The following is a 22,818-nucleotide window of genomic DNA, read 5'->3' as shown; positions in this document are numbered from 1 at the left end:
CATTATTGACCCCGGACCTCGAGGTCGAAGACATGGACGAGACCGTGCGGAAGCATCACCATGGTGGCGGGCTTGCGAGCGGGCCGATCGAGTTCAATCGTGGCACTCCCGGTCGTGCCGGTTTCCGTGATGGTGTAGGACCGGATGCGGTACCAGATCGCGTTCTGAGCGTCGAAGAGGTAGTTCCCCTCGCGCAATACGGGTTCCGGTTGCCCCGCTCCCCACGTGATGTCGACCGTCGAGGAGGTGGCGGTCATCGGAGCCGATCCGCCATTGTCGTAGACAAACTCCTCGTCCGGATCGAAGGCCCGGCGGAAGAACACGACACAACTCGCCTGAGGAGGGGCGTCCGCCGGCGACGGACAGGTGATCACCCAGGAGTAGCGGGACTCGTTCGCCTCGACGACCGCCCGTCCGACACTGGCGAGATCAAAATCGGGGAGGGGGATGTTGGGCTCCGTTCCCAGCTTCGTGAACTTGTAGTTGTTCGTCGTTCCGAGCCGGGTGATGCTCCGGGTCCCATCCAGCGAGATCAGCGTCAGCCGCACGTTCCCGCCGCTCGCCCCGAGCGCGGGACCGGCCGCCGAAAAATCGACCTCCGTGGCCGAGATCGCCTCCGGGATGTCGTCCGCGACGGTATTCCACGAGTCCGGCAGGGCGCAGATTCCCGCGTCCAGCCAGGTGTGATCCGTGACGGGCCAGTCGACGTTCTCCGCGGCCGTCTCGTAAGACGGATTGACCGCTGTCCCCGCGTTGTTGGTCAACTGGGCGAAGGGACTGATCCGCCGAATGCAGTCCGTCGGAACACTTCCGCTGCCGCGGTTGCCGAACTGCCGGCCGTAGGCCGGGTAGTACGTCCCCATGACCGGCTTGCCGAGCGGATCGATGACGCAAGGTTTGACGAACTCAGTGTCCGTCGAGTTCAGCTTCGGATCGACCGGCGACCCACGCCACATCCAGGGATTGGCGTGCAGAAACTCCTCGATGTTCTGTTCCAGAACCTTCGAGTTCGTCAGCTGCGTCGCGTGGACGGCCCGGAGGATCGCCAGCGGAAACAGCGTGATGACGGAGACGACCCCGATGCTCATGACGAAGATCGCCATCAGCACCTCCGTCAACGTCGCTCCGCGACGGGGAGACACCTGCGGGGGAAGAGAGCGGATCATCACTTGGACTCTCTTCCGTAAATGGACTGACCGAAACGGTCCAGGCTGTTCGTCGACTGGATGTATTCGGAGGCGAGGACCTGCCCCGTGGCAGGAATCAGAGAGACGAGACGCTGCGGACCCGTCGTCGGCGAACTGGCATTTCCATCGATCACCCGCGGCGTTTCCATGGGGGAGACGATCCGGTCATTCTGGCTGTCTCCGAGTTCGCCCACGTAGAAGTGAACCATCCCCTGCCCCGCCATCGATCCCTGAATCTCGCCGCGCGGAGTGAACAGGACGTCGACATACCCCTTGGGGATATCCGACGCCAGAACCGCGTTGGGAATCTTGGACGCGTTGACGTCGATCACCGTCCCGCGGGGGAGCGTGACCGGCTCACTGTTGGGCAGAACTTCCGGGGCGAGCTCCAGGCGGTAGCGGATCTCTCCATCGAGCGTGATCGGAGGCTCGGGTCCGCTCACGCGGATCTTCGTCTCGCCGCCGTCGTCATAGATGTCGTTGATGTAGAACACCCGTTCCTGGTAGGGGAGTTCGTCGTCGATCGGCGGATCGAACGGCCGGCGCGGAGGAAGGCTCGGCCACTGGAGATAGACCCGGTCCCCCTTCCGGGCGTTTCCGCCCGTCCGCAACGAATCCCAGAGGATCGTCTCGTTGTTGTCCTGGCGGATCTCCCACCCCAGGCCGTCCGGCATCAGCTTGACGGTTCGCTGAGGATGGAACGGCGTGGCGGGAATGTCTCCGTTGTCCCGCAGCTTGCCGACCACGTCGGTATTGGCGCCGACGTAGACGAGGCTCGTGAGATAGATGGTGTCGGTGCCGGTCGACAGGTTCGTATCGAGCAGCAACCGCAGCCCTCGGGCCGCACGGTCCTTGACCGCCCGGCTCTGGGCGCCGGCGATCATGCCGCGGAGCTGCCGGGCCGCGGCAGGGACCCGGTCTCCGCCGAGCTCGCTGAACGAACCGATCGCAATCGTCGCCAGGATGGCGAAGATCGTGATGGCGATCAGCATCTCGACCAGCGTGAAACCGCGGCGACGCGATGACGCTTCGAGCGTGGGAGTCAGCATTCTCATGGCCTATCTCCCCTGCCGGTTGGTGATGTTGTCAGAGACCGTCGCCGCGTCGACGTTATCGGCATGATCCCCCGTGATCCCCATGCCGCGATCGGGACCGGCCGAGACCAGCAGCGGCGTGTGAAAGGCCTGCCGTTCGTGGTAGTCCGCCTCGCTGAAGGCCTTGGCACTGATCGTCGACATGGCGAGGCGGAGATCGAACGTGGAGACCGGCGGCGTGGCGAAGTTGGAGAACCTCTTGTTCTTCTCCAGCACGCCCAGGGGATCGTCCGGGTCCTTGTTGGTCGTGGAGGGAAGTCCGGGGATGAGGGCCTTCGCATAGGCGCGGTTGGCGCTCGACATCAGCCCGGTCGGCCAGCGGAACAATTGAATCGGCGTTCCCCAGGCGTCGACCAGGATGTTGCGACCGTTGGCGCTCTGCGCGATCGACGACGACGGCAGCCCGTCGAGAGTGGCGGGAGACAGCCCATAGGCCGTCCCCTCGGTCAGGGCCCAGTACAGGAGCTCCGGCTCCGTGTAGCCGCTGACGGTCATGGCCTGCGGGTGATCGTCCCAGGTTCCGGAGACCCCATCCATTCCGTAGAGATCTTCGATCTTCGTCGGAAACAGCTGTCGGAAGAGGTTCTTTCGAACCAGGATCTCCGCCGCCTTCCGGTCCTGGGCCGTAAACGCGGCTCCCATGTTGGCGGCCTCATAGGCCTTCTCGAACTGCTCGACGATCTTGGTCAGGTCGGTCGCCCGGAAGGCTTCCGTCCGCTGCCCCATGATCGCATCCATGTACTTGAGCGTCGTCTGCGTCTGCGCAACGCGGGCCTGCGTCCCCGAGGTCCCCAGCAATCCGATCCCCAGGCCCGCCAGGATGGCGATGATCACCATGACGACGAGCAGCTCGACCAGCGTGAATCCGCCGGAGCGTGCGAGAGCGCGGGATGTTCTTGTCGCCTGCATAAATCTGTCCACCGATCGAGTGACTGCCTTCAACCCGGCTCAGTTCAACCGTCCACCCTTGAAGTTGGTGATGTTGTCCAGCTCCGGGGAACGGGCCGAATACTGACGGTACGCCCCCGTTCCGTCGGTCGGAATCCCGGCCTCCTTGTAGAGCCCGCCGACGCCCCACTGACCATCCGCTCCGGCGGAGATAATCTGGAAACCCTTCGGGTTCCAGGCGGCTCCCGTAATCGCCGCCGTTCCCCCCATGGAATAGTTGTTGTCCTTCTGCAGATAGACGGACCGCAGCGTGGGGGTCGTGGCGTCGATCCAGAGGACCTCGTCATCGAGCTGTTCGGCGGTCGTGCTGGAGACGCCGTCAAAGCCCGACAACCGGTACCCGCGGCCGCCATAGGAGCTGAAGTACTGATAGGGGGTGATGCTGTTCGGAAAGGCATCGCGGTAGACCGGCATGCCATCCGTTCCCCCGAACGGGTCATCCGCCAGCCGCGACGGACGGAACTCCGTGAACGGGCCGATCCGGGTTCCCCACGAATCGGTCGGCATCGCCGGGCGATAGAACGGATTGAGCGGATTCGTCGAGAAGCCGCGGGGGATGTAGTTCGACCCGTCGATCTCCATGATCCCGCCCAGGAAGAACACCAGGCACTCCGCGCCGTTCAGCCGGATGGGGGTAGTATCGATGGTGCCGTTGCCGTTGATATCGATGTTGTCGCTGCCGTTGACCATGCCGTCGTTGTTGATGTCCGGCTTGCCGTTGCTCTTCAGGAAGCTCGGCCAGAGGCGACGGATCAGCGCCACGTTCTGCTGGGTGTTCATGCCCGCCGTAAAGTCCGCCCAGTCATCCGCGTCTTCAAACAGGATGAGCGCGCTGGGGGGGGGCTCCGACACGCTGAACTTGGACTGGAACTCCTTGATCCCCTGCTCCAGGTTCTTGACGTCCACGCCGACCGCCGCCTCCCGGGCCCGTCCGACGGCCGACTGAACGCCGACCATGAGCAGGCTCGACAGGATGGCGATGATCATGATCACCACGATCAGCTCGATCAGCGTGAAGGCCGATCGGGAGCCGAGCTGTGCCGGGCGAGTTGAGTGGGACGTCCTGAGGGTCGATCGCATGACGGACTCCTGCTCCCCAGTTCCAGGTGATCGGACCAATCCAGGTGATCGGGTCAGGCGATCGGGCCGGGGTATGGTCGAAGGGGGGGGGGGGCGGCGGGGATACGGGTTCGGATGGGCTCTGAGATGTGGTCTGGACGTTCTTATCTGGACGGCGGGCTCAACTGCCGGGCCGGCCGGCGGCCGGAACGTTTCGGCCGAAAATCCTGATGCTGTTTCAATTTGCCTTAGCGGGCGTGTTGGATTACCGCATCACCCGTAGCGGCACTCGACATTCAACTCGGCGGGGACCCTCTGTGGGGAAGGAAGGCATTTGGCGTGCCGCGGGGAGCTGTCGACTGAGGGTAGTTTGCTTTCCGCCGTCAGCGATCAGCCGCCGGGAAGAGACTCCACAGCCTGCTAAGGATTTGGCTGGCCGCCGCGTCCCCCTGCCGCCCCCTCGCCCCTCCCTGGTCATCCCCCCGGCGAGCTTTGCGGCACTGTTGCCGTCCGGCTCGCTGAAGGGGGCCGTCGCCTTCCCCGATTCCCCTCCGATTCCTCCCTGGCGCCCCTTCGGGCTGACCGCTGAAAACTGACGGCTGGCAGCTTTCAGCGGTCCCTTGCTCCCTTCGCTACGACAGCGACTGGAGCAGCTTGACCAGCGGCAGGAACAGGGCGATGACGATGAAACCGACCGCGAGACCGAGCACGATGACCATGATCGGCTCGAGCAGGCTCACAAGGCTTTCCACGAGGACGTTGACTTCTTCGTCGTAGACGTCCGCGACCTTGTAGAGCATGTTGTCGAGAGCACCGGTCTCTTCACCGACGTCGACCATGTTGACCACGAGGTCGTCGACGATGCGGGTCTCCTTGAGCGGGACGTGCATCGACTCCCCTTCGCGGATCGACTGGTGGATGTGGTCGAACGCCCGCTTGAAGACCTCGTTCCCGGACGTGTCCCGGGCGATCGAGATCGCTTCCAGGATCGGCACCCCGGAGGCAATCAGGGTCCCTAATGTTCTGGTGGTTCTGGCGACCGTCGATTTGCCGATGATCTGCCCCATGACGGGGATGCGTAACAGGATCCGGTCGAGGATGTAGGACCCGGTTTTGTTTCGCCTGATGATCTTGAAGAACAGGATCAGCCCGATCGGGACGGCGGGCCCCAGGAACCAGTAGTTCACGACCGTATCGCTGATGGTGATCAGCAGCACGGTGACTTCCGGCAGCTCGACGCCGAAGTCCGCGAAGATCGCTTTGAACTTGGGAATGATCGAGTACATGATGAAGCCGACGATCACGACCGCGACGGTGATAACCGCGCACGGATAGATCATGGCCCCCTGGACCTTCCGCTTCAGGCTCTGGGCCTTTTCTTTGAACTCGGCGAGACGCTGGAGAATGATTTCCAGCGCACCGCCCGCCTCACCCGCCTTGACCATGTTGACGTACAGGTCGTCGAACGCCTTGGGCTGCTTGCCCATCGCTTCCGACAGCGTGGAGCCGGACTCGACGTCTTCGATAACGCCGATCAGCGAGTTCTTGAGCGGGCCGGGCTTCTGCTGCCCTTCCAGGATGCGGAGGGAGCGAAGAATCGGGAGGCCGGCGTCCTGCAGCGTGGAGAGCTGCCGGGTGAACTGGCACAGATGCTTGGCTTTGACCTTCCCCAGCGAGAAGGCCCGCTTCTTGCGCGGACCCGTGGGGGCCTGGGTCTGGGCCTTGGTCTTGTCTTTGTTCTTCTTGCCGCGGTTCTTCTCCGTGATCTTGGTCACGTAGAAGCCCTTTTCCTTGATCTTGGTCGCCGCTTCCTGCTCGGAATTGGCGTCGATCGTGTCCTTGATCTCGGTGCCACGGTTGTCCATGGCTTCGTACGTGTAAGTCGGCATTGAAGCCTCCTACGGAGGAGTTATCAGTTTTCAGTCGTCAGCTCTCCAGGCAGGAGTCGAACTGAGCGCGAGCCGAAAACCAACGACGAAAAAGACTGACAACAAACAAACGAAAGACGGACAACCGGCAACTGAAAACCACTTACTCCAAGTCTTCCATGACCGTTTCCCGCACGACCTCGTCGATCGTGGTCACCCCGTCGAAGATCAGCTTGAGGCCGGACTCCCGCAGGGTCGTCATTCCCTGGCTGCGGGCCAGGTTCCGCATGTCGTCCACCGACGCGTCCGAGGAAATCATGTCCCGGATGTCGTCGTTGACCTCCATGAGCTCGTACAGACCGCACCGGCCCTTGTAGCCGGAGTTGTTGCACCGCGGGCATCCCTTGCCGTAATAAAACTTGTAGCGCCGGGCCTGCTCCAGGGGAAGCTGGAGTTCCATCAGGAGCTCATCGCTGGGGTCGAACTGCGTCCGGCACTCGACGCAGATCTTCCGCACGAGACGCTGGGCCAGGATCGATTCGACCGAGGCCGTGATGAGGAACTGCGGCGTCCCCATGTCGCGGAGACGGGTGATGGCGCTGGGGGCGTCGTTGGTGTGCAGCGTGCTGAACACGAGGTGGCCGGTCAGCGCGCTCTGGATGGCGATTTCGGCGGTCTCGTAGTCGCGGATTTCTCCGATCAGGATGATGTCCGGGTCGTGCCGCAGAATGGCGCGGAGGGCGTTGGCGAACGTCACCTCGATGTCGGCATTGATCGGCACCTGGACGAGGCCCGCGATGTCGTACTCGATCGGGTCCTCGGTGGTGATGATCTTGGTTTCGATGTCGTTGAGCTCGTTGAGAGCCGAGTAGAGCGTGGTCGTCTTTCCCGAGCCGGTAGGGCCGGTCACGAGGCAGATGCCGTTCGGCTTGCGGATCAGCTCCCGGAACCGGCTCAGCGTGTTGGGGTCCATCCCGATCTTGTTCAGGTCGAGCTGGACCACGGTGCGGTCCAGCACCCGCATGACCACGGACTCGCCGTGCATGGTCGGGAGGACGCTCACCCGGAGGTCGACCGCGTTGCCGCCGATCGTGAGCTCGATCCGGCCGTCCTGCGGGAGGCGGCGTTCGGCGATGTCGAGGTCCGCCATGACCTTGACGCGGGAGACGATCGCCGCCGCGAGGTGGCGGGGGGGTGGGACCATCTCGTACAGCACGCCGTCCGCGCGGACGCGGATCTTGAACTCGTCTTCGAACGGCTCGAAGTGGATGTCGCTCGCCTGGTCCTTGATGGCGAGGAGCATGACCATGTTGAGCAGCTTGCGGATCGGATGGGAGTCCATCAGATCCGCCTCGCCGCCGAGGGCGTAGGCGTTCTTCTTCCCCTTGGCCCCCGCCTCCATCTCCTCGACGCTCAGCTTCTCGAGCTCGCCGATGACGTCCTCGATGCTGTCGTCGTGCGCGGCGTAGTACTTGGCGATCGCCGCTTCGACGGCGGCGGGGCTCGAGACCGCGCCGCGGACTTCCATGCCGATGAAGTTCCGCAGGTCGTCGAGCGCGGCGACGTTCTGCGGATCCGCCATCGCCACCGTCAGGACGTCGTCCTTCAGGGAGATGGGCATGATCTTATAGACGTCCGCCATCGTCTGCGGGACGAGCTCCAGCACTTTCGGCGGAACGTTCGTCTCGTCCAGGTTGACGACCGGCATCCCCCACTGCTCGGCCAGCGCTTCGGTGAGCTGGTCCGGGCTGATCATCCCCATCCGGAGGGCGACCTGCCCGATGATCTCGCCGGGGCTCTGCTTCTGCTCCTCGAGGATGTCCCAGAGCTGGTCCTCATTGAGGTACCCCAGGTCGACGAGGATCTGTCCGAGTTTGCGCTGGGCCATGAAGTGAATGGGAGAAAGGGTTCAGGTTCCGGATCGAAACGAACGCAACAGGACAGGAGGCTCGGACCTCCCATCCGCCTCAGTGCTTGTCCTCGTCTTCGTCTTCATCCTCATCTTCGTCGTCTTCGTCTCCGTCCTCGTCGTCGGAGATGATTCCCTTCTTGAAGTTCGCGATCCGCTGCTTGAGCTCCGCGGGGTTGTTGGACTTCATGACGACGTCCTTCTCCTCGCAGAGCTGTTTCCGCCACAGGTCGAAGAGCGCGTCGTCGAGGAGCTGCATCCCGTGCTTGCGGCCGGTCTGGATCGACGAATTGATTCGGAACGTCTTCCCTTCGCGGATCAGGTTCGCGATGGCGGACGTGACCACGAGGAGTTCATACGCCGCAACCAGCCCCTTGGGCTTGCGCGGAAGGAGCGCCTGGCTCAGAATTCCGACGATCGACGTCGAAAGCTGCGTCCGGATCTGCTCCTGCTGGTTCGTCGGGAAGACGTCGATGATTCGGTCGACGGTCCCCTGGGCCCCGGTCGTGTGCAGCGTTCCGAACACCATGTGGCCGGTTTCGGCCGCGGAGATCGCCGAGGAGATCGTCTCGAGGTCTCGCATTTCCCCGACGAGGATCACGTCGGGGTCCATCCGCAGGGCCCGGCGGAGGGCCTCGGGGAAGTTCGGGACATCGACGCCGATCTCCCGCTGGTTGATCGTCGACATCTTGTGCTGGTGGTAATACTCGATCGGGTCTTCCAGCGTGATGATGTGGTGGTCGTGCGTGTCGTTCAGCCAGTTGATCATCGACGCCAGCGAGGTCGTCTTCCCCGAACCGGTCGGGCCGGTCACGAGGAACAGCCCGCGGGGCCGGACGATGAGCTCGCCGATCTTGGACGGGAGGCCGAGCTGCTCAAACGTGAGGAACTCGTTCGGAATCCGCCGCAGCACCATCGCGATGTGGCCGCGCTGCTTGAACACGGCAACGCGGAAGCGGGCCTTGTCGCCGAAGGCGAACCCGAAGTCGGTCCCTCCCCGCTCCTGGAGTTCCTGCTGGTTCCGCTCGGGGGTGATGGACTTCATCAGGGAAACGGTGTCCTCGGGACCGAGGGATTTCGTTTCCAGCTTGCGCATGCGTCCGCCCACGCGGCAGACGGGGGGCTGTCCGGTGGTGATGTGCAAGTCGCTCACGCGGTCGCGGACGACCGTTTCGAGCAGCTTGTCGATCTGGATGAAACTCATGAAGGGCGCCCAGGGCTAAGGCCGGCCACAGGCGGAATTGCCGGGCCGATCACCAGAGGATTCTGGCGGACGATGAAGTTCCGATTTCGGATCGTGCGAACGGATTTCAAATTCGAATCGCCGGCGCGGTCCCCGCGAGGGAGCGGGAACAGGCGTTCTGCCGGGCCGCGCGAGCGGCGGCCGAGAGGCAGGGCGGGTGGGGCGGACCAAATTATTCTGAAGGACGAGTGAGAAGCCCAAGCCGCGTGCCACTTTGGGCTCAGAAGAGGGGGACTCTCCGTCGCCGGCGGGGACGGCCTGCGGACACCTGCCAGCGGCCAGGCGGCTCAGTTGACCGTCGACAGCTCGAAGGCCTCCTTGAGGGAGGTGATCCCGAGGAGCGCCTTATCGAGGGCGTCCTCCGCCAGGGTCCGCATGCCGTACAGGCGGGCCTGGCGGCGGAGGTTCTGGGCCGGCTCGCTCTTGAACGTCATGTCGCGGAGCGTCGTGTTCATCATCATCAGTTCGAACACAGCCTTGCGCCCGCGATAGCCGGTGTGTGAACAGTTGTTGCACCCCTTCCCGCGCTTGAACTTCGCCTCCGCGATCTGTTCCGGGGTGAGGGGGAACTGGCCCAGCTCGGAGGCGTCGGGCTTGTAGGACTCCCCGCACTTCGGACAGATGACCCGCACGAGGCGCTGGGCCATGACCGCCATGACGGAGGAGGCGACCAGGAACGGCTGCACTCCCATGTCGATCAGGCGTGTCACAGAACTGGGCGCATCGTTCGTATGAAGCGTACTGAAAACCAAGTGTCCAGTCAAAGAAGCCTGAATTGCCATCTCCGCCGTCTCCTGGTCCCGGATTTCTCCCACAAGGATGACGTTGGGGGCCTGCCGGAGCATCGCGCGGATGATGCGGGCGAAGTCGAGGCCGATGGAGTGCCGCACCTCGCACTGGTTGATCCCGGGGAGGTAGTACTCGACCGGATCCTCCGCCGTGATGATCTTCCGGTCGGGCCGGTTCAGTTCACCTAAAGCACTGTACAGGGTCGTGGTTTTCCCGGACCCGGTCGGACCTGTCACCAGAAAGATTCCGTTCGGCCGGCGGATGATGTTCTGGAACCGGCGGTAGTTCTCTTCGCTGAAGCCGAGGTTCCGGATCCCGATCTTGATGCTGTCCCGGTCCAGGATCCGCATGACGATGGCCTGCCCGTGGTTCGTCGGCAGCACGCTCACGCGGAGGTCGTAGTCCTTGCCGTTGGCGCGGGTCTTGATCCGGCCGTCCTGAGGGCGGCGCTTCTCCGAAATGTCCATGCGCCCCATAACTTTAAGGCGCGAGATCAGGGCTCCCTGGAGACGCTTGGGGACGCTGTCCCGCTCCAGCAGCACCCCGTCGATCCGGTAGCGGATGCGGACCTTGTCCTCGAACGGCTCGATGTGGATATCGCTGGCCCGCTGCGCAACCGCTTCCGTGATAATGAGATTCGTCAGCTTGACGATCGGCGACTTCTCGTCGTCCTCCTGGAGGGACTTGGCCTGCCCGAGCTCGGTCTCGGTGAAGTCGATGGCGGTTTCGGTGAACTCCTGGAGCATGGAGTCGACCGACTCGGTCTGGCCCCCTTGACCGTAGTATCTATTCACCCCCGCGAGGATCTGCTCCTTGGGAGCCATGACGAGGTCGACATCCCGGTTCAGCACGAACCGGAGCTTCTCGACGAGCTCGAAGTTCATCGGGTCGATGACGGCGACGGTGAGCCGCTCGTTCTCGAACTCGATCGGGAGGCAGACGTTTTCCCGGGCGACCGATTCCGGGACGAGCTCGATCGTCGAGTGGGCGATCTCGAAGGTGTCGAGGTTGACGAACTGGAAGCCGAACTGGGCCGCCTTGGCCCGGAGGAGGTCAGCCTCTTCCATGTACCCCAGTCGAACCAGCGCTTCCTCGACGGAGATCGCCTGGCTGCGGGCCATTCCCTCCGCTTCGTGGAGCTGGTCGCGGCTGATCGTGCCGTCCTGGACGAACTCTTCGAGGTAGTCTTTTGCCATGAGGGCCGCTCGCCTGTCGAACGAATTGGATGTGGGCAAAGGGGTTGTGTCGCCGACCCGCGGAACGCGGCAGCAACCACGCGGCGCGCCAGACCGGGCGCCGATAGATCAAAATCAGTCTACGCTCCCCCAGAACCCATAGCCAGCCACCAGGGGCGAGGCCCCTGGACCCGGTGGCCGTGGACAGACGGGATTGAGGTGGCGGGAGTCGTGTCGGCTGGGATGCGGTTCGAGCTAAGATCAAATCGGTGCGGTTGTTCCGCTGTGCCGAGCCCGGCGGCCACGTCTCCGGACGATCGCGGTTGAGCACCCGCCTATATATATTGTGTCGAGGAACCGGTTCCCTGCGGGGCGGGTTGTTCCGTCCACCGGAATCGTGGTCCGCTTCGGCCCTCTGGAAGTGCGGAGCGTGACTTGTCCTCTGCAGCCGATTCCTTTACGATCCTTCGCTCCACTTTTCCACCCCGGTGGTGACGAAAGATTTCGGCCATGCATCCGTTGATCCTGGCTGCCGAAAAGGGCAGCCTTCGCCAGACGTCCCTCTCCTTTGCCATCGGCGACACCGTCGACGTGCATACCCGGATTCTGGAAGGGGACAAGGAGCGTATCCAGCTGTTCAGCGGCGTGGTGATCGCGATCTCCGGCCGCGGGATGGGTGAGATGTTCACCGTCCGCCGCGTCGTTGCCGGCGAAGGGGTCGAACGGACCTTCCCGCTGAACTCGCCCAAGGTGGCGGAAGTCGTCGTCAAGCGGCGAGCGGAAGTCCGCCGGGCGAAGCTGTACTTCCTCCGCGACCGCATCGGCAAGGCGACCCGTCTTCGCGAGCGCCGGATCACCAAGTCCGAAGGCTGAGCCAAGACGTCCATCGATCGAATTCAAAGGCACCGGGATCCCCTCCCGGTGCCTTTTTTTGCGCGCACCTCGTGTGCTGGCCAAGCCAGAGCCGGTCCAGGGCCTCAGGATCACAACGGGTCGCCTCCGCCGAAAGCCGGACGTCCGATTGTAAGAGTGATCACGACGCCCCGCGTCGCGTGTAGAAACGACAATCCCGGCGAGCTCTCCGCGAAGCGGCGCTCAACGAAAACCCTCCCGGGAGGACTTGTCGCGCCGGGGCACGGGAATTGATGCCCGCCTGATCGGGCTGCGGCGGATCGGCGCACGGAGTGCGCCGCCGAGGTTCTGGGATTTCCAGGCGCAGCGACTCTCAGGGAAAAGGGATTGTGATGAAGCCGGTCATGATGGCGGCGGCGGTTCTGTGGGCAACGATGGCGGGGAGCGTTCACGGCGATCATTTCCATGGCGGACACGGCGGGCATGGCGGCTACGGTGGGCCTCCGCCGCACTTCCATCATCACCATCACCACCGGGCCTTCGGCGGGGCGTTCCTCTATGCCCCTCCTCCGGCGTACTACATGGCTCCTCCGATCGTGGCGGCTCCCCCGGCCGTCATTGCGGCCCCGGCGCCCGTTCCGACCATCGTCGCCCCCGCTCCGGCGATGGTGGCCCCTGTCCCGGCCCCGGTGCTGGTCCCCGCCCCGGTTTACGCACCGCCGCCGGTCGCCGTGTACCCGGTCGCTCCGTATCCCCGCAGCAGCTTTTCGCTCTTCGGTCGCGGGTTCGGGTTCAGCATCTCGAACTGAGCCCTCCTGATCGCGGCTGCCCTGCGCCAGCGGTCCGCGCGGAGAGTCCGTCGGACCGCGGCGATTCCAGGTGCGCCGGTGGTCGGTCGCGTGTGTATCCCGAAAGTCCGGGGAGCATTCCGAAGGGGAGCGACAAGGGCCCCGCATTGTTCAAGCTGCCGTCCTCGGGAGGGCGAGGCTCCGGCCGAGCCGCGGTGGTGGGGCCGTGCCCGATCGCCCAAGCCCGAAGAGAGCCGTGACGTTGGGGCCGTGCGTCTCGGACGCGGGAGGTCGAGGCGACGAAGGGAAGACGATTGCGAACCTTCGCGGCTCAGCAGGAGCTTCGCCCTCCCTGTCCCCTGCGTCAGTCTTCCCTGACCGACGTTCCAGACACAGACACGTCAGAGGCGGAAGACCGCTTCGTCGGTGACGGCGTAGATCTCGTCGCCGGGCTCGCGGCGGATCAGTCCGTGATCGGCGAAGCGCGTGAAGGCGGGGAGGATCAGGACCTCCTGCCGCTGGAGGAAGCAGGGGAGCTGGACGCGGTCCGCTCCGAGGTCGAGCCGGATCTTGGGGTGGAGATGGCCGGCGAGGGTCGGCCGGCCCCGGGGGTCGGGATAGTGGGAGAGCGTGAAGGGGCCGAGTGCCGCTCCGTCGTCGAGCTCCTCCATGCTCCAGGCGGCGGGGGGGCGTCCCGCGCGGACGTCGTGGTTTCCGCGGACGAGCTGGATCCGGAGATCGGGGTGGGTTCGCCGCCAAGCGTCGATCGCGGCGAAGGTTGTCTCGCATCGACCGCGGCGGGCGTGGATCAGGTCGCCGAGGACGATGAGCTTTGCCGCGCCGGTTCGATCCATGAGCCGGTCGAGGGCTCGGAGGTCTTCGTGGGTCGCGTCGGGGATGGGGATCGCGGCGGCGCGGAAGGTGGCGGCTTTGCCGAAGTGGGGATCGGCGATGAAGACCGTTTCGCCGGCTGGCCACCAGGCCGCTCGTTCGGGGGTGAGGACGAGCCGTTCGCCGGCGAAGCGGATCTCGATCTGTCCGGGAGACCGTTCCGTTGTTTGCTCGCTGACTTCCTTGGGCGAATTCATTCCGTTGTTCCAAAGGCGGTTGTGAAGGGCAGTTGCGGCATAGTGGTCAGTGAGGGTCGGAACCACGTCCTTGCCGGCTGAGCTCCGTTTGCTCAAACCCAACGTGCCACGGCAGCCTGGGGTCAAGGGGGCCACGCCCCCTTGCCGCCGGAGGCAATTCCATGAGGAACCGTGGTAAGCGACGGATGTCCCCTTTGTGGGACCCGCGTTGAGAACTCACCGCCCGCTCCGCACTTGCAGCGGGTTGGTGAGGGGGCATACGACACGTTGTCCGCGCTTGGACACTCACTCCTTCAGACATCTCCCGACGAGAGGGCCTCCGGCGGGCAAAGGGGCGTTGCCCCCTTGCATCCCCCACCAGGGTGCCCCTGGACCCAATCGGCTGGATCGGGGTCGCAGTCTCTGCCTTGATCTGTGTTCATCCGTGTTCATCTGTGGCTCCCAACACTCGCCTCCGCCGCCCGCTCCAGCACCTGCTGCATCCGCTGGATCCGGTCCGACAACTTCTCCGACGTCAGCCGCTCCCGCAGACGATCCACCATCAGCGGAAAGGCCAGCGGCGTAAACCGCTCACAGTTCCTATGCACCACCCGCGCCCGCTCCAGCGCTCGAAGCGTCTCCACAAGCCGCGCATGTTCGAGCTGCCGCTCAAGGACTTCCCGACGGGCCTGATCAAGAAGCAGGTTCGCCGGGTCGTAGTTCGAGAAAACGTCGTACAACAACCCCGTCGAAGCCTGGAGCTGCCGCGCCGACTTCTGAGCCCCCGGAAACCCACTGAACACGAGCCCCGCGATCCGGGCGATCTCGCGGAACTGCCGCTTCCCCATCTCGACCGAGTTCAAACAGTGGGCGATGTCGTCGGCCAGCCGGTTCGTGGTGAACAGCCCCTCATCGAGCGCGCCGCGAAGCGGCGCGGGAGTCGGCGAAACAAGCTCAAACCCATAGTCATTGGCCGACATGCTGAACGTGATCGGAGTCCGCCGGGAAAGGCGATACGCGCACAGCGCCGCAAGCCCCTCGTGGACCAGCCGGCCGGCAAAGGGATAAATGAAGACGTGATACCCCTCGCGGGACTTCGTCTCCTCGATCAGAAGCTCGTCCGGGCGCGGGATGTGGGACCACGCGGACTGGACCTGGAGGAGCGGCCGGACCGCCTGCATCTCCGGCCCCAGGAACTCGCCCCGTGCCGCTTCGTCGAGCTTCTGGCGGAACGCCTGCGCCAGCTCGGTCGAAAGCGGCATCCGCCCCCCCATCCAGCGGGGAATGCGGCCGGTCGCGGTCCCGGTCGCCTTGCGGACCCAGACCTTCATGTCGCGAACGAACACGAGCTCGACCACCCGGCCGGCGAGCGTGAACTTGTCGCCGGGAGTCAGCTTGGCCAGGAACGACTCTTCGACGGTGCCAAGCTTCGGCCCGTTGAGGAACTGGACCGTCAGCGAAGCGTCGCTCGTGATCGTCCCGATCGACATCCGGTGCTGCCGCGCGATGCGGGGGCTGTCGACGAGATACCGGCCCTCCTGCTGCCGAACCTTGTGGTAGTCCGGATAGGCCCGCAGCGCCGGACCGCCGCGGGTGATGAAGTCGAGCACCCAGGCCCACTCCCCTTCCGTGAGGTCCCGGAAGCTGTGGGTCCGTCGGACTTCCTCGAACAGGTCGTTCCGCTCGAAGCCGCCGCCGACCGCGATTGTCACCGCGTGCTGGATCAGGACATCGAGCGGCTTCTGATGCGCCATCCGGCTTTCGATGTGGCCGCCGTGGATCGCCTCGCGGACCGCCGCCGCTTCGATCAGCTCCAGGGCGTTCGTCGGGACGCAGGTGACGCGGCTGTCGCGGGACGGATCGTGGCCGCTGCGTCCCGCCCGTTGGAGCAGCCGGGCGACTCCCTTGGGACTGCCGACCTGGATGACCCGCTCGACGGGACTGAAGTCGACGCCGAGGTCGAGACTCGACGTGCAGACGACTCCCTTGAGTTCGCCGCGGCGCAGACCGTCCTCGACCCAGCCGCGGGTGCCGTGGTCGAGCGAGCCGTGATGGAGCGCGAGCTGCCCCGCCCAGTCGGGCCGGGCCCGCAGGATCGCCTGATACCAGATCTCGGTCTGGGACCGGGTGTTGGTAAAGACGAGCGTCGAGCGGGCCTCGTCAATGGCCGCGACCACCTCCGGGAGAAGCCGCAGTCCCAAGTGCCCCGCCCACGGGAACCGCTCGATGCTCCGCGGGATGACGGAATCGATGACGATCCGCTTTCGCTGCCGCCCCTGAATGCGGGCCGGGGTCAGCCGCCGCGGCTCGGGGCCGAGCAGAACCTCCTGGGCCTGTTCGAGATTGCCGAGCGTGGCCGACACCCCCCAGGTCCGCAGTTCCGGCCGCCAGCGGCGGAGACGCGCGAGAGCGAGTTCGACCTGCACGCCGCGTTTCGTCGAGAGGAGCTCGTGCCATTCGTCGACGATCACGGCCCGCAGGTCGCGGAACTGATGCTCGGCGTCGGGCCGCGTCAGCATCAGCGACAGGCTTTCCGGGGTCGTGACGAGAACCGTTGGAAGCCGTGTCCGCTGACGGTTCCGGACCGAGGAGGCGGTGTCGCCCGTTCGCGTTTCGAGGGTCCACGGGAGGCCGAGGTCGAGCATCGGGCGGATGAGCGATGTCGCGGTGTCGGCGGCGAGGGCCCTGAGCGGCGTGATCCACAGGATCCGGAGCGGAGGCTCCGCCTTGCTGCGCGCGGCCTTCCGCTTTCCCGTCGCCTCCACCGCCTCATCGGTCGCCGCGGGCTCAGATCGTGCCCCGCGTTGCTCGGCCAGCCCCTCAATCAACGGACCGAACCACGCCGCGTAGGTCTTTCCGGTGCCGGTCGTCGCGTGAATGAGTCCGCTTCGCCCCTCGGCGTAGGCGGTCCAGGTCTCTTTCTGAAACGGAAACGGCGTCCAGTCCGCCGCACGAAACCACGCCAGTGCCGACGACCGGGCCTTGGCCCAGCGGGCGGCGGACGGCAGCGAGGGGGCGGGCGTCGCGAGGGGCATCGGAGGGGATGAGGGACTAGGGTCTAGAGACTAGGGAGTGGAGGAGTCCGGAACAGGCTCGCCGTTTTGAGGGAGCAGGGCTTTGATCGCGTCCAACGTGTCCGCCTGGTCGGGGGTTTTGTCGTGCCGCCAGCGGGCCATGCGGGGGAAGCGGACTGCGAGGCCCGACTTGTGCCGCGACGACCGCTGGATCCCTTCGAAGGCGAGTTCGAAGACGAGCTCCGGTTTCACCGACCGGACCGGACCGAATTTTTCGATCGTGTTCTGGCGGATGAAGCGGTCGACCTGGTTGATCTCCTGATCGGACAGCCCCGAGTAGGCCTTGGCGAACGGGACCAGTTCCCCGTTGTGCCACGCGGCGAACGTGTAGTCGGTGTAGAGGCTGGCCCGGCGGCCGTGCCCCCGCTGGGCGTAGATCAGGACCGCGTCGCACGAGAATGGCTCGACCTTCCACTTCCACCACAGCCCCGTCACGCGGCCGGTCCCGTAGACCGAGTCCTGCCGCTTCAGCATGAGTCCTTCGACGTGCTGGTCGCGGCTGCGGGTGCGGATCGAAGCCAGTTCCTCCCAGGAGGCGGCCCGGACGACCGGCGACAGGAGAAACCGACTCTCGCCGACGGGAGACATCGGCTGGCCGAGAACCGCGTTGTCCGAGAGCGCCGCGCCAGGCTCCGTGGTGGCCGATGAGGCCGGGACGAGTGCTTCCAACTGGGCCCGGCGTTCGGCAAACGGCGCCTCGCGGAGGTCCTGGCCTCCCACCTCCAGGAGATCGAAGGCGATGAAGTGCGCCGGGACATCGGCGAGCATCTTCTTCCCGATTGTCTTCCGGCCGATTCGCTTCTGGAGGTCGTTGAACGGGAGGACGCGGCCCCCCTTCCAGCCGACGATCTCGCCGTCGAGGACCGTTCCGTCCGGCAGGGCGTCGACATCGGCCTGGAGTTCGGGGAACCGCTCGAGGATCAGTTCCTCGCCGCGGGACCAGACGAACGACTGTCCGCCGCGGCGGATGATCTGGGCCCGGATGCCGTCCCACTTCCATTCGACCGACCAGTCCTCGATCACGCCGAGCGTGGCCGGGTCTTCCTGGAGAGCATGCGCGAGACAGAACGGATAGGGGCGGCTGCGGTCGGTCTCGCCGGAGTCCGGAGCGAGCAGCCCGCGGTAGAACTCCGGCGTCGGCTCCCAGTTCCCCATGAGCCGATGGGCCACGACCGCTGGGGGGAGCCCGGCCGCTTCGGCGAGTCCCCGGACCACAAGCCCCTGCGAGACGCCGACACGAAAACTGCCGGTGACTAGCTTGTTGAAGACGAACCGCTCCTGCGCAGTCAGCCGCCGCCACGCTTCGGTCAGCATCCCGGCCTGTTGGGCCTCCGGCATGGAACCGAGCGGGAGGAGAACGTCGTCCATCCAGGTATGAAGCGGGATGTCCGACGACGTGTCTGGTGGAGGAAGCACGAGGGCGATCGTCTCGCCGAGGTCGCCGACAGCGTCGTAACACTCGTCGAACAGCCACTCCGGAAGTCCGGCGGCCTCGGCGGACCAGGCCCGCAGGTTCCGGGTCAGCACGAGCCGCTTCAGCCGCCGGCCGCACAGGAAGTAGACCGCCCACGCGGCATCGGCCGGAGGAGCCGCCGCGAAATACTCGCGCATCGCCGAGACCTTGCGGTTGGTCTTGGTCGTTTCATCGAGTTGCCGGAAGAGGTCGACGAATCGCTTCATGATGCGGGGGGATTCGCCTCCACGTCCTCGACCGGTTTCATCTCCTCGCCTGCCTCCGCGTCCTCGCCCGGCTCCGAGCCGTCCTGCTCCCCTTCGAATTCCGTCCGGAGTGGAGCGGCTTCGATCCCCTGCTGGTTGAGCCAGTTGACCATGACGCCGACCTGGCCGTGGGTCACAAGCACGCGGTGCGCCCCGGTGGCGCGAATCGTCTCCTGCAGGCCGGGCCAGTCGGCGTGGTCCGAGAGCGGGAAGCCGCGGTCGACGGCGCGGCGGCGGCGCGTGCCGCGGACGAGCATCCAGCCCGAGACGAAGGCGGTCGAGAGCTCGCCGAATTTTCGGAGCCAGGTGGTCCCCATCGCCGAGGGAGGGGCCACCACGATGGAGTCGCTCCATCGCTTCTTGGAATCGGCGGCGCCGGCGTACTGGGTCTCCGGCAGCGGGACGCCGGTCTCGCGGTAGGCGGCGTTGAGCCGTTCGACGGCGCCGTGGCAGTAGATGGGGCCGATCGAGGGATCGAGACCCGCCAGGACCCGCTGGGCCTTGCCGAAGGCATAGCCGAAGAGGACCGAGGTCCGGCCTTCGTCCCGGTTCTTCCGCCACCAGTCGTTGACCTCCCGATAGATCTCTTCCTGGGCAGGCCAGCGGTAGATCGGGAGGCCGAAGGTCGACTCCGTGATGAAGGTGTGGCAGGGGACGAGTTCGAAGGGGCGGCTCGTGAGGTCGGGGCCGGTTTTGTAGTCCCCCGAGACGACCCAGATTTCGCCGCGGTGTTCGATGCGGACCTGGGCCGAGCCCAGGACGTGTCCGGCGGGGTGGAGGGAAACCCGCACGCCGTTGAGGTCGAGCGATTCGCCGTAGGGGAGGGTGTCGATGACCGCCTGAGGCCCCATGCGGCTCTGGAGGACGTGGCGGCCGTCGGTCGTGGTCAGGTACCGCTTGTGGCCCCAGCGGGCGTGGTCGCCGTGGGCGTGGGTGACGATGGCCCGGTCGACGGGTCGCCAGGGGTCGACGTAGAAGTCGCCCGCTTCGCAGTAGAGGCCCGCGGAGGTGTCGCGAATGAGGGGGGCGTCCGGCATGCCGAGGGGAAATGTCCTTTCCACAAGTCGTTGACGGGCCGCTATTTCAGAGGCGGCTGCGGAAACCGGGACCGGCAGGTCGGGGGCGATATTGTACGCCTGTCCTGTAGTGAGGGAGGGGCGATTTCCGGGGATTGCCCCACCGGGGTCCAGGGGGTACCCCTGGTGGGGGATGCAAGGGGGCAACGCCCTCTTGCCCGCCGGAGGCCCTCTCGTCCAGAGATGTCTGAAGGAGTGAGTGGCCAACCGCGGACACTGTGTCGTATGCCCCCACATCAACCCGCGGGGACTCCAGGGCGAGCGCGGAGTCCTCAGCGCCGGTTCCACAAAGGGAACATCCGTTGTGTACCACGGTTCCTCATGGAATTGCCTCCGGCGGCAAGGGGTCGAGACCCCTTGACCCCAGGCTGCCGTCGCACGTTGGGTTTGAGCTGGCATAGCCGTGCCGGCAAGGGCGTCTTTCGAGCCGGCGCCTGCGGGAAGTTCGACACTTTGACTCAAGCTCCGGACGGCCAAAAGTGCCGAACATGGCCCCGCTCCCCGCCGTGTCCAGCAATCCCCGCCTGTCACACCCCCTCCCGTCCGGCGAAGTCGGCCCGCATCTTGACCCTTCAAAAACGGCTGCCGTAGTGTCCCGGATTCCATCGCGGCAGATCCTTCCGATCCGCCCAAACTGCCTGTCTCCCATCCTACCTCGCCCCGACCGGCATCCCACCGGGAGTTCGAGTTCATGGCTCGACCGATCTCTGCTCGTCCGTCCACGCCCCCCGCGCGCTCCCCTCGCCTGCTCGGCGGTCGCCGCCTGCTGGCCCTGGTGGCGGGCCTCCTGCTCTCCTCAATGGCCATCGGCTGCGCCGGCATCGACCTGTCGGACATCAAGCTCGACATGCCGTTCAAGAAGGACGAACGGGAGAAGCTCAAGCGGCGGAAGAACGTCGACGCGGCCCTCCTGGGCATGGGCGGGCACTCGAAGTACATCGGCGACTACATCAGCATCCGCGGCCAGGGGGTCACGACCATCCAGGGCGTCGGGCTCGTCAACGGCCTCGACGGCACGGGCGAAGACCCCCCGGCGTCGTACTACCGCAAGATGCTCCTCGACGACATGCGGCGGATGAAGATCGACAGCCCGGAGTCGATCCTCAGCTCTCCCAACACCGCCCTCGTCATCGTGACCGCCTACATCCCCCCGCTGATCCGCAAGGGGGAACGGATCGACGTCGAGATCACCCTCCCCGAAGGGAGCGAGACGACCAGCCTGGCCGGGGGATGGCTCCTGCCATGCCGCCTGTCGGAGTTCGTGTATCTCGACGGCGGGATGCGTGAAGGGAAGGAACTGGCGCGGAGCAACGGGCCGGTCATCCTGTTCAATTCCGACTCGAGCTCGAAGGCGTCGCTGAAGAAGGGGCTGATCCCCGGCGGCGCGGAGTACATCGGCGAAGACCGGAACCTGACGATGGGACTGCGGCCCGACTACGTCGGAGCCAAGATGGTGACCAAGATCTCCAACCGGGTCTCGTCGCGCTACCACGGCTACGACAAGGCGGGGATCAAGCAGCCGATGGCCAAGCCCAAGACCGACTCGCAGATCGAGCTCGTGGTCCATGACAAGTACCGCGAGAACTATCCGCGGTACCTGCAGGTCATCCGCCACATGGCGCTCAACGAGACGCCGATCGACCGCCATATGCGGATGCAGCAGCTCCGCGAACAGCTCCTCGTCGACGCGACCTCCGAACGGGCGGCGCTCGAACTGGAGGGGGTCGGTCCCGACGGACTCGCGGCCCTCAAGGACGGACTCAAGGCGCCGGGGCTGGAAGCCCGCTTCCGCGCGGCGGAGGCCCTTGCGTATCTCGGCAACGCCGACGGCGTCCGGGCTCTGCAGGAAGCGGCCGACAAGGAGCCGGCGTTCCGGGCCTATGCCCTGGCGGCCCTGGCGACGTTGACCGACGGCGACGCCATGCTGGTCCTGCGGGAGCTGATGAACCATCCCAGTATCGAGACCCGGTACGGCGCCTTCCGGGCGCTCTCCACCGTCGCGCCGCACGATCCGGTCGTGGCGGGGATCAAGTTTGACGACAACAAGTTCTCGCTGCACATCGTCGACTCGACTGCCGAGCCGATGATCCACGTGACCCGCTACAGGAAGTGCGAGGTCGTTCTGTTCAACGCCGGCCAGGAGTTCCTCCCGCCGATGATCGCCCGGCCCGGGAAGAACTTCATCGTCAAGTCGTCCGGCGACGGAACGCACATGGAAGTCACCCGGATCGCCGCGGGCGAGCGGGACATCAAGCAGAAGGTCTCGCGGCGGGTTGCCGACGTGATCCGGACGCTGGCCGCCATGGGGGCGACCTATCCGGATATCCTGCAGCTCCTCGTGGAGGCCGACCGGCAGCACAACCTCGCCGGCCCGATCGGCATCGACGCGCTGCCGCAGGCGGGACGGGTGTATTACCGCGAAAACGCCGAGGGCGAGAAGGAAGAGGCCCAGATCGGCGGCGAAGGTCTCGCCCCGAACCTCTTCGGGACCGGCCAGGAAGAGCGTCCGGCGGAACCCCCGATGCTGATTCCGGCCGAGGAGGAAAAGCCGTCGGCCGACGAGAAGAAGGGCAAAAAGGACGCCGACGCTTCTGAGAACGAAGAAGCCCCCGCCAAAGCGAGCGACGCGGACGCCGACAAGAAGCGGACCGCCGAAACGCCGCCGCCGGCCAAGCCCGCGCAGGCGGAGTCGAAGAAGCCGGAGGCCCGGAAGACCGCCCCCGCGGAAGCCTCCGGCAAGAGTGCCATCGACGACCTGCCGCCGGCGCAGGGCGAGTCCGAACCTCCGCCGCAACAGGAGGTCCCTTCGGGCGGACGCTTCGGACGTCTGCCGGAGACCGCCGCCCTCGACTCCCGCGAGGGAGCCCGTCCGGCCGAGCGGACCGTCCGCTGACATGCCTCTTCCCTGCCCCACTCACTTCACTGTCGAACCTGCCCCGAACGTTCCCTTTTGACGTCTGACTCGGGCGG

The 22,818-nt window shown here is 65.5% G+C and carries 15 protein-coding genes; 3 read left to right on the top strand and 12 right to left on the bottom strand.

The window, feature by feature from the left end:
- Window positions 1-2: 2 nt before the first annotated feature.
- The 8 genes from VT03_RS17790 to VT03_RS17755 all read right to left on the bottom strand — a co-directional run bounded on the left by VT03_RS17790 (window position 3) and on the right by VT03_RS17755 (window position 11,293).
- A complete protein-coding gene (locus VT03_RS17790) occupies window positions 3-1,166 on the bottom strand; it encodes a hypothetical protein (RefSeq protein ID WP_075094222.1) in 1,164 nt (387 codons plus the stop codon).
- Window positions 1,166-2,242: a Tfp pilus assembly protein FimT/FimU gene (locus VT03_RS17785; protein WP_082846314.1), complete on the bottom strand. Its 1,077-nt coding sequence runs from the start codon at window positions 2,240-2,242 to the stop codon at window positions 1,166-1,168. Before VT03_RS17785 ends, VT03_RS17790 begins: the two co-directional genes overlap by 1 nt.
- A gap of 3 nt (window positions 2,243-2,245) precedes the next feature.
- On the bottom strand, window positions 2,246-3,190 hold the full coding sequence (locus VT03_RS17780; protein ID WP_075094220.1) for a type II secretion system protein: 945 nt from the start codon (window positions 3,188-3,190) through the stop codon (window positions 2,246-2,248).
- A 39-nt stretch (window positions 3,191-3,229) separates the two neighbouring features.
- On the bottom strand, window positions 3,230-4,309 hold the full coding sequence (locus VT03_RS17775) for a type II secretion system protein (protein ID WP_075094219.1): 1,080 nt from the start codon (window positions 4,307-4,309) through the stop codon (window positions 3,230-3,232).
- A gap of 611 nt (window positions 4,310-4,920) precedes the next feature.
- Window positions 4,921-6,177: a type II secretion system F family protein gene (locus VT03_RS17770; RefSeq protein ID WP_075094218.1), complete on the bottom strand. Its 1,257-nt coding sequence runs from the start codon at window positions 6,175-6,177 to the stop codon at window positions 4,921-4,923.
- A 142-nt stretch (window positions 6,178-6,319) separates the two neighbouring features.
- Window positions 6,320-8,044, bottom strand: coding sequence for a GspE/PulE family protein (locus tag VT03_RS17765; RefSeq protein WP_075094217.1), 1,725 nt, complete (start codon window positions 8,042-8,044; stop codon window positions 6,320-6,322).
- 79 nt (window positions 8,045-8,123) lie between these two features.
- Window positions 8,124-9,269 carry a type IV pilus twitching motility protein PilT gene (locus VT03_RS17760; protein WP_075094216.1) on the bottom strand — a complete coding sequence of 382 codons (1,146 nt, stop codon included), beginning with the start codon at window positions 9,267-9,269 and terminating at the stop codon, window positions 8,124-8,126.
- Between the two features lie 326 nt (window positions 9,270-9,595).
- Complete coding sequence (locus VT03_RS17755) at window positions 9,596-11,293, bottom strand: GspE/PulE family protein (protein WP_075094215.1); 1,698 nt, start codon at window positions 11,291-11,293, stop codon at window positions 9,596-9,598.
- Window positions 11,294-11,782: 489 nt separating this feature from the next.
- Here VT03_RS17755 and rplS point away from each other — a divergent pair, with 489 nt between their 5' ends.
- Together rplS and VT03_RS34255 are read left to right on the top strand one after the other, a co-directional pair.
- Window positions 11,783-12,145, top strand: a complete 363-nt coding sequence (gene rplS / locus VT03_RS17750) for a 50S ribosomal protein L19 (protein WP_075094214.1) — start codon at window positions 11,783-11,785, stop codon at window positions 12,143-12,145.
- Window positions 12,146-12,516: 371 nt separating this feature from the next.
- A complete protein-coding gene (locus VT03_RS34255; protein WP_075094213.1) occupies window positions 12,517-12,933 on the top strand; it encodes a hypothetical protein in 417 nt (138 codons plus the stop codon).
- Window positions 12,934-13,313: 380 nt separating this feature from the next.
- Here VT03_RS34255 and pdeM read toward each other — a convergent pair whose 3' ends face one another.
- The 4 genes from pdeM to VT03_RS17725 form a co-directional block, all read right to left on the bottom strand.
- Window positions 13,314-14,000, bottom strand: coding sequence for a ligase-associated DNA damage response endonuclease PdeM (gene pdeM / locus VT03_RS17740; RefSeq protein WP_075094212.1), 687 nt, complete (start codon window positions 13,998-14,000; stop codon window positions 13,314-13,316).
- Between the two features lie 428 nt (window positions 14,001-14,428).
- On the bottom strand, window positions 14,429-17,014 hold the full coding sequence (locus VT03_RS17735) for a ligase-associated DNA damage response DEXH box helicase (protein WP_082846313.1): 2,586 nt from the start codon (window positions 17,012-17,014) through the stop codon (window positions 14,429-14,431).
- Window positions 17,015-17,044: 30 nt separating this feature from the next.
- Complete coding sequence (locus tag VT03_RS17730) at window positions 17,045-18,733, bottom strand: ATP-dependent DNA ligase (protein WP_075094211.1); 1,689 nt, start codon at window positions 18,731-18,733, stop codon at window positions 17,045-17,047.
- Window positions 18,730-19,809 carry a ligase-associated DNA damage response exonuclease gene (locus tag VT03_RS17725; protein WP_075094210.1) on the bottom strand — a complete coding sequence of 360 codons (1,080 nt, stop codon included), beginning with the start codon at window positions 19,807-19,809 and terminating at the stop codon, window positions 18,730-18,732. The genes VT03_RS17730 and VT03_RS17725 overlap by 4 nt, the downstream gene beginning before the upstream one ends.
- A 730-nt stretch (window positions 19,810-20,539) precedes the next feature.
- Here VT03_RS17725 and VT03_RS17720 point away from each other — a divergent pair.
- Window positions 20,540-22,741 carry a flagellar basal body P-ring protein FlgI gene (locus VT03_RS17720; protein WP_075094209.1) on the top strand — a complete coding sequence of 734 codons (2,202 nt, stop codon included), beginning with the start codon at window positions 20,540-20,542 and terminating at the stop codon, window positions 22,739-22,741.
- The last annotated feature ends 77 nt before the right edge of the window (window positions 22,742-22,818 follow it).

It is taken from the genome of Planctomyces sp. SH-PL14 (assembly GCF_001610835.1).
GTDB lineage: Bacteria > Planctomycetota > Planctomycetia > Planctomycetales > Planctomycetaceae > Planctomyces_A.
This window is presented reverse-complemented; position numbering and strand designations above follow the sequence as displayed.